1 protein-coding gene is annotated in these 705 nt (G+C 72.1%); it reads right to left on the bottom strand.

The window, feature by feature from the left end; genetic code table 11:
• The coding region (locus STRIP9103_RS17510; RefSeq protein ID WP_048820463.1) for a DoxX family membrane protein at positions 1–615 on the bottom strand (615 nt) is incomplete at its 3' end.
• Positions 616–705 lie beyond the last annotated feature (90 nt).

Genomic DNA, 705 nt, shown 5'->3' with positions numbered 1-705 from the left:
CCAGCGGTTGCGGCTGACGAAGGGCAGCCGCGCCCAGGCCCTGCCCAGACCCCAGGTGGCGCCGGCACCCGCGGCCGCGAGGGCGATGAGGACGACGGCGTAGATGAGGTGGTAGTCGGCGAACGGGTTGGTCGACATGCTCGCCGACCCGTCGGACAGGTGCTGGGCCGGCGGCCACTCCGCGATCCACATCAGCGCCATCATGGCGGTGCCGGCGACCGCGGCAAGCCGCAGGCCGATGCCCGCGATCAGGGCGAGGCCGACGCCGAGCAGCCCGAGCATGAACAGCCAGTTGGCCCAGGTGGCCCCGGCCCAGTCGTGGAAGGTGGACTCCATCGGGCCGACCGCCACGCCGCTGAGGAAGCCCTTCGTCGGCGAGCCGCCGTCGATCCAGCCCTTGCCGGACGGCGTGGCGTAGCCGAAGCCGAAGGTCTTGTCGAGGAACGCCCACAGGAAGACGAAGCCGGTCAGCAGGCGGAGCCCGGCGAACACGTACGCACGGGTCGCCGTCGCGGCGGCGGTCGTCTCGGCGGCGGAGGCGGGCGCCGTCCCCGCCCTGCGCAGGGACGGGAAGCGGAATCCCGGATGCCGGTGGGGGTGGTCGTGCACTGCCATGATGCTCATCCCTTTCGAGGGGTGCGACGCGCAGAATGTGGACGACTCTCGGTGCGCCTTCAATGTCCCGCGTCGTCAACGCCCGGCGGA

Origin of the sequence: Streptomyces ipomoeae 91-03, from assembly GCF_000317595.1 — a bacterium.
GTDB classification, from domain to species: Bacteria; Actinomycetota; Actinomycetes; order Streptomycetales; family Streptomycetaceae; genus Streptomyces; species Streptomyces ipomoeae.
This window is presented reverse-complemented; position numbering and strand designations above follow the sequence as displayed.